This window comes from Microbacterium sp. UBA3394 (assembly GCF_002358725.1).
GTDB classification, from domain to species: domain Bacteria; phylum Actinomycetota; class Actinomycetes; order Actinomycetales; family Microbacteriaceae; genus Microbacterium; species Microbacterium luteum.
The window spans coordinates 1-6,615 of record NZ_DEPK01000279.1 but is presented as its reverse complement, the minus strand read 5'-3'; the positions used below and the strand labels follow the sequence as shown (position 1 = coordinate 6,615).

The following is a 6,615-nucleotide window of genomic DNA, read 5'->3' as shown; positions in this document are numbered from 1 at the left end:
GCGTAGATCTCGGCGATGATCTCGTTGGAGTAGTAGGCCTGCGAGCCGACGACGATCGTGTCGCCGCCTTCCGCAGCCCCGCCGTCGGCGGGGTCCTCCGCGAGGGGATCGCTCGATCCGCACGCGGCGAGCACGAGGGCGGCGCTCGTGGCGAGCGCCGCACCGAAGGCGAATCTCTTGCTTGCTGTGAACATGCTGCTGTCCTTTTCTCCGGATGGTAGGGGTTCGTTGGTCAGGAGGATGCCGGCGCCGCCGCCGCGGCGTGCGAGCGTCGGCCGGTCGGACCCGAGCTCGACACGCGACCGGCGCGCACGCCTCGCGGCACGACGAGTCGCTCGAGGACGGCGAAGACCGCGTCGAGCAGAAGGGCCAGCGCCGCGACGAGGATCGCCCCGGCGAGCACCTGGTCGAAGCGATTGAGGTTGATGCCCTGGATGATGTACTGGCCGAGTCCGCCGAGGCCGACATAGGCGGCGATCGTGACCGTCGCGACGATCTGCAGGGTCGCGGCACGCAATCCGGACACCAGCAGCGGCAGCCCGAGCGGAACCTCGATTCGCCAGAGGATCTGCCACTCGGTCATGCCCATGGCCCGCCCGGCGTCGATGATGCGCCGGTCGACGGCCTCGAACCCGGTGTAGGCGCCGGCGAGGATCGACGGAATCCCCAGCAGCACGAAGGTCACCACGGCGGCGAGGCCCGTCTGCAGCACCCCGAGGAGCAGCACGAGAAGCACGAGGAGACCGAACGACGGGATCGCGCGCGCCGCGCCCGACACGGCGACGGCCAGTTCGCGCCCGCGGCCGGTGTGGCCGATCGCCCACCCGACCGGGACGGCGACGACGGCGGCGATGAGCACCGAGAGGAACGTGAACCCGAGGTGCTGCGCGAGCGCCACCGGTATGCCGGTGGGTCCGCTCCACCGCTCGGGGTTCGCCAGCCACACGAAGGCGTTGATGATGAGGTTCACGCGGGAGCCTCCGCCCCGGCGAGCACGCGCCGCGCCCGACGACGCTCACGACGCGAGGGCTGCCGTGACCACGGCATGAGGGCGCGACCGGTGAGCACCAGGAGGTAGTCGATGAGAAGCGCGATGACGACCACGGCGACGACCCCCGCGAGCACCTCGGGGATGATCCGCCGCTGGAGTCCGTTCGTGAAGAGGTACCCGAGGTTGGTGACACCGATCAGGATCCCGACGGTCGCAAGCGAGATCGTGCTGACCGCCGTCACCCGCAAGCCGGCCAGGATCACGGGACCGGCCAGGGGGAATTCGACGGCCCAGAATCTGCGCGCGCCGCCGAACCCCACAGCCGTCGAGGCCTGCCGCACCCCGGAGTCCACCGACTGCAGACCGTCGGACACCGAACGCACCATGATCGCGAGCGCGTAGATGGTGAGCGCCACGATCAGGTTGATCTCGCTGATCGCGCTGTACCCGAAGATCGTGGGCAGGATCATCAGCAGCGCGAGCGAGGGGATCGTGTAGAGCAGCCCGACCACGGTGATGATGCCGCTGCGCAGCAGCCGGAATCGGAACGCCACCCACCCCAGCGGAACCGACAGCACGAATCCGATGACGATCGCGAGGATGCTCTGCCGCAGGTGGATCAGTGTCAGCTCGCCGATGAGGTCGAGGTTGTCGAGGACCCAGTCCACGTCACCCGCCTTCCTCGACGAGCGCCCCCTGCGCGCGCCCCTCGCCGTCGACGACGACGGTGCCCCGGTCGGTCTTCCTCAGATGGAGCGCACGCTTGCCCTTGTCCGCCCCGATGAAGCTCTCCACGAACGCGCTCGCGGGGTTCTCGGTTATCTCGTTCGGAGTGCCGATCTGCGCGACCTCGGCGCCCTTCTCGAGGATCACCACCTGGTCGCCCAACAGGAACGCCTCGTCGATGTCGTGCGTGACGAACACGATCGTCTTGCCGATCTCGCGCTGGAGTCGCAGGAGCTCTTCCTGCAGCTCCGCCCGCACGATCGGGTCGACCGCGCCGAAGGGCTCGTCCATCAGGAGGATGTTGGGCTCGGCAGCCAGGCCGCGCGCTACGCCCACGCGCTGCTGCTGCCCGCCCGACAGCTGACTCGGGTAGCGGTCGGCCATCGAGCGGTCCAGGCCGACGGTGTCCATGAGTTCGAGCGCCCGGGCGCGAGCGTCACGTCGCGGGGTTCCCCGCAGCACGGGAACCGTCGTGATGTTGTCGAGCACGGTGAAATGGGGCATGAGGCCCGAGTTCTGCATCACGTAGCCGATGCTCCGGCGCAGGGCCACCGGGTCTCGATCGGCGATGTCGTCGCCGTCGATCGTGATCGAGCCCGAGGAGGGCTCGACCATCCGATTGATCATGCGCAGCAGGGTGGTCTTGCCGGAACCCGACGAGCCGACCAGGACCGTGGTCTTGTGCGGGGGAACGTGGAGGCGGAACTCCCCCACCGCACGCGTGCCGTCGGGGAAGACCTTGGTCACGTCGCGGAAGTCGATGCCGCCGGGGGCATCCGCCGAGGCTGCGGGAGTCGTGTCGGCCATCGTCGCTCTCTGTCGTCGTGCGGTTGCCCGGGGAACCGTCGGCCGCGGGTGGCGGCCTCCGCGGGTCAGGAGATCTCGATGCCCCGGTCGAAGGCGATGTAGCCGGCGAAGTCGACGCCGACGCGGTCCACCGCGCCGGGGCGGAGATCCGGGTACGCCCACGCGCCGTCGTCGAGCGTCTGGCCCGAGGCCGTCACGTTGTAGTACTGCGCGGCGCCTTTCCACGGGCAGGTGTACGCGGTGGGGCTCTCGGCAAGCACACCGTCGGAGACGCTGACGGGCGGCCAGTACCAGTTGCCTTCGATGCGGACGAGGTCGCTCTCGTCGGCCTCGGCGATCACCGAGCCGTGCAGTCGTGCCTTCATGATTCCTCCCGAGGACGTGCTCACCACCGTAGCGGCTGGCAACGACACGAAGGCGGACGGCCGGGAACATTGCGCGGTCCGGCCCCATACGCTAAGGCGCCGCTCAGACGATGCGGGCCCCGTGCACCGGACCGTGCACATGGAGCGCGCGGTGACCGGCGGCCGAGAGCGTCACCTGCAGGTCGAGCGCGGCCTCGGGGCCGTCCGCGAGGAAGGCGACGGTCGGACCGGAGCCCGACACCATGCCCGTGAGCGCTCCCGCGCTCTCGCCGTCCTCCAGCAGGTCGCGAAGGTCTGGGCGCAGGCTCAGAGCCGCGACCTGCAGGTCGTTCCGAGCGTGCTCGGCGAGCGCTACCGGATCCCCCGCGCGAAGCGCGTGGAGCACGCCCGGCTCCACGGCGGGCGACCCGGGCGCGGGGCGGATGTCGGGGCGCCGCCGCATCTCGTCGAGACGACCGTAGACGTCGGGGGTCGACAACCCCCCGTCGACGGTGACGAGCACCCAGTCGAAGCGACCCTTGGCGAGGGCAGGACTGAGCTGATCGCCCCGACCCGTTCCGACGGCCGTGCCGCCCATGAGGGCGAACGGCACATCTGCGCCGAGACGTGCAGCCATGCGGTGCAGTTCGGCCGAGCCGAGATCACCGCCCCACAGCGCGTCGCACGCGACGAGCGCGGCAGCGGCGTCGGCTGAGCCGCCACCCATCCCCCCGGCGACCGGCACGTGCTTGACGATGTCGAGATGCACGCCACCCTCGTGATCGAGCCGGCGCGCGATGAGGCGGGCCGCGCGCAGGGCGAGGTTCCGGTCGTCGGCGGGCACCCCCGAGACGTCGACCGATCCGCTGACGCTGAGGGTGAAGCCGTCGGCGGGCTGGGCGTACACGTCCTCCCAGAGCGACACGGCCTGATAGGCGGACGCGACGTCGTGATAGCCGTCATCCTGGGCCGCACCAACCTCGAAGAAGAGGTTCAGCTTGCCCGGCGCGCGCACGTGCACGCGATCGGAGACGGCCATGATGCTCACAGCTTCGCGGACTCCGCCCAGAGATCCACGTCGATCCCGCCGGCGAGGGTCTCGATCTGCTCGATCTCCTCCATCGTGAAGGCGGGACCGTCGAGGGCGGCGAGGTTCTCATCGAGCTGCGAGGTGCGCGAAGCGCCGATGAGGGCCGACGCGACCACACGATCGCGCAGCACCCACTGCAGGGCCATCTGCGCGAGCGACTGACCACGCTCGGTCGCGATCACATTGAGACCTCGCAGCGTCGCGACCCCGTCCTCCGACAGCGCCCCGCCCGGCAGCGACGATCGCTGCTGCGCGCGATCCGCGGTGCCGTCGCCGAGGTACTTGTCGGTGAGGAGCCCCTGCGCGAGCGGGGTGAAGGCGATCGCACCCATGCCCTCCTGGGTCAGCGCCCTGGTGAGGCCGTCTTCGACCCATCGGTTGAGCATGGAGTAGGACGGCTGGTGGATCACCAGCGGGGTCCCGAGCGAGCGCGCGACCGCCGCCGCCTCGACGGTGCGCTCGGCGCTGTACGAAGAGATGCCCACGTAGAGCGCCTTGCCCTGGCGGACGAGGGTGTCCAGCGCAGCGATTGTCTCGGCCACCGGCGTCACCGGGTCGGCTCGGTGGGAGTAGAAGATGTCGACGTAGTCCAGTCCCATGCGCCGCAGCGACTGCTCGGCACTGGCGAGGATGTACTTGCGCGAACCGTAGTCGCCATAGGGACCGGGCCACATGTCCCATCCGGCCTTCGACGAGATGATGAGCTCGTCGCGGTACGGGCGGAGGTCTTCGGCGAAGATGCGCCCGAAGTTCTTCTCCGCGGAGCCGTAGGGCGGCCCGTAGTTGTTCGCCAGATCGAAGTGCGTGATACCGCGATCGAAGGCGTGACGCAGCAGCTTCCGCTGGTTGTCGAGCGGGATGTTGTCCCCGAAGTTCCACCAGAGTCCGAGCGAGATGGCCGGCAGGTACAGACCCGATGCCCCGACCTGGCGGTACCCGCGTCTGTCGTAGCGCTCCGGCGCCGCCGTGTACGGACGGTGGAGGTCGGGGATGTCGGGGCGGAAGCGGGAGTCGTCGCTCATGATCCGAGGCTAGCGCGCGCCGTCGGACGGCGACGCGCGCGGCGCTCGGATGGTTCACAGCGTCTGAGGGGAGCCGCCGCGCATTCCGCATGAACACGGGGGAAACAGTGCTGTAATAGTTTCCTCGTAGGGTTGCGCCGCCGGCGGCGAGAGCGCCCCTGCATCAGTGTGAAGGAACCACCATGACCGTCGTGTCCTCTCTGCCGCTCGATCGGCACCCCTGGTCATCGCTGCTCCAGCGTGACGATGTCGTCGTCGACCGCGGGCTGCTCCACCTCGTGCACGATCGGCTCACACCCGACCAGGCGCATGCCGAGGACCTGATCTACGTGAGCGAGGTGCTGGAGGATGCCGGCATCGGCGTCCGGCTGATCCGGCACGATCGTCATACCCTCGCCCTCGTGGTCGACCTCGCCGACCGCGCCGCGGCGCACGCGGCCCTGGCGGGCGCCTGCGCGCACGAGCCCCTGCACGTCAAGCTCAAGCAGAGCGCTGCGGTGCTCGCGGTGGATGCTGCTCCTCTCCCGGATGCGCCGACGGCTGTGCGCGTGTACCGTCCGCGGATCGCTCGCGCGGGCGGGCTGCGATACGGTGCCGCGACCGGCGTCCGCGTGCAGTTCTGGCGCTTCGGGAGCGATGTCGTGGAAGCACCGTCGGACAACACCTTCTCGCGCCGCCGCACCGCGGCGACGGACCTCGTGGCGACGACGGTCGAACGCCACGGTCGGTCCTGGCGGACGTGGGAGGGGATGTTCGATCCGCAGCCGGATGAGGTCACCGACGAGATCGACATCGTCTTCTCCTGGGTCGACGGCTCCTCGACCGACTTCCAGCGCCAGCGTGCGGCACGCATGGCCGGATACGTCGTCGGCGCCGGCGACGACGGCCCGGCGCGGTACCGGCAGGTGGACGAGCTTCGCTACGCCCTGCGGAGCGTGCACATGTACGCACCCTGGGTTCGGCGCATCTTCATCGCCACCGACTCCCCCGCGCCGTCGTGGCTGCTCGACCACCCGAAGGTGACGATCGTGCGCAGCGAGGACTTCTTCGCCGACCCGTCGACGCTTCCCACGCACAATTCGCACGCCGTCGAGGCGCAGCTGCACCGCATCCCCGGGCTCGCCGAGCACTTCCTCTACGCCAACGACGACATGTTCTTCGGACGGCGCGTGCACCCGGAGATGTTCTTCACGCCCGCCGGCGTGACGAAGTTCGTCGAGTGCGGCGTGCGGATCGGATCGGGCGCCCCGGGGCCGCACCGCAGTGGGCACGACAACGGACTGCGCGTGAACCGGGCCCTCCTGAAGGAGCGCTTCGGTCGCACCATCACACGCGACCTGGAGCACTGCGCGACCCCGCTCCGTCGCAGCGTCATGGCCGAGCTGGAGTGTGAGTTCCCCGAGGATTTCGCCCGCACGGCCGGCTCGCGCTTCCGCGCCGCGACGGACATCTCGGTCACCAACAGCCTGTACCACTACTACGCGCTGATGACCGGCCGTGCTGTGCCGACCAGCCGTCCGCGCACCCGCTACGTGCAGACGACGATGCGCAGCGGCCTGCGTCGGATGGAGCGGCTGGCCGGCCGTGAGGCGGTCGACATGTTCTGCCTCAACGACGGCGGCGAGGTCGAGGTGC

Annotated in this window: 7 protein-coding genes and 1 pseudogene; 1 reads left to right on the top strand and 7 read right to left on the bottom strand. The window is 69.7% G+C overall.

Annotation, left to right across the window (positions count from 1 at the left end):
- The 7 genes and pseudogenes from B4E30_RS16240 to B4E30_RS16210 all read right to left on the bottom strand — a co-directional run.
- Positions 1–194: pseudogene (locus B4E30_RS16240) on the bottom strand (glycine/betaine ABC transporter); the annotation flags it as partial.
- Positions 195–232: 38 nt separating this feature from the next.
- Complete coding sequence (locus tag B4E30_RS16235) at positions 233–970, bottom strand: ABC transporter permease (protein ID WP_286796284.1); 738 nt, start codon at positions 968–970, stop codon at positions 233–235.
- A complete protein-coding gene (locus tag B4E30_RS16230) occupies positions 967–1,659 on the bottom strand; it encodes an ABC transporter permease (protein WP_071042828.1) in 693 nt (230 codons plus the stop codon). Before B4E30_RS16230 ends, B4E30_RS16235 begins: the two co-directional genes overlap by 4 nt.
- A 1-nt stretch (position 1,660) precedes the next feature.
- Positions 1,661–2,524, bottom strand: a complete 864-nt coding sequence (locus B4E30_RS16225) for an ABC transporter ATP-binding protein (protein WP_286796282.1) — start codon at positions 2,522–2,524, stop codon at positions 1,661–1,663.
- 65 nt (positions 2,525–2,589) lie between these two features.
- Positions 2,590–2,889 carry a DUF427 domain-containing protein gene (locus B4E30_RS16220; protein WP_286796280.1) on the bottom strand — a complete coding sequence of 100 codons (300 nt, stop codon included), beginning with the start codon at positions 2,887–2,889 and terminating at the stop codon, positions 2,590–2,592.
- A gap of 103 nt (positions 2,890–2,992) precedes the next feature.
- Positions 2,993–3,907: a 4-(cytidine 5'-diphospho)-2-C-methyl-D-erythritol kinase gene (locus B4E30_RS16215; RefSeq protein ID WP_071043342.1), complete on the bottom strand. Its 915-nt coding sequence runs from the start codon at positions 3,905–3,907 to the stop codon at positions 2,993–2,995.
- 5 nt (positions 3,908–3,912) lie between these two features.
- A complete protein-coding gene (locus B4E30_RS16210) occupies positions 3,913–4,980 on the bottom strand; it encodes an aldo/keto reductase (protein WP_286796278.1) in 1,068 nt (355 codons plus the stop codon).
- Between the two features lie 182 nt (positions 4,981–5,162).
- On the opposite strand from B4E30_RS16210, the gene B4E30_RS16205 reads away from it, so the two are divergent.
- A partial coding sequence (locus B4E30_RS16205; protein ID WP_286796275.1) for a stealth conserved region 3 domain-containing protein occupies positions 5,163–6,615 on the top strand: 1,453 nt, incomplete at its 3' end.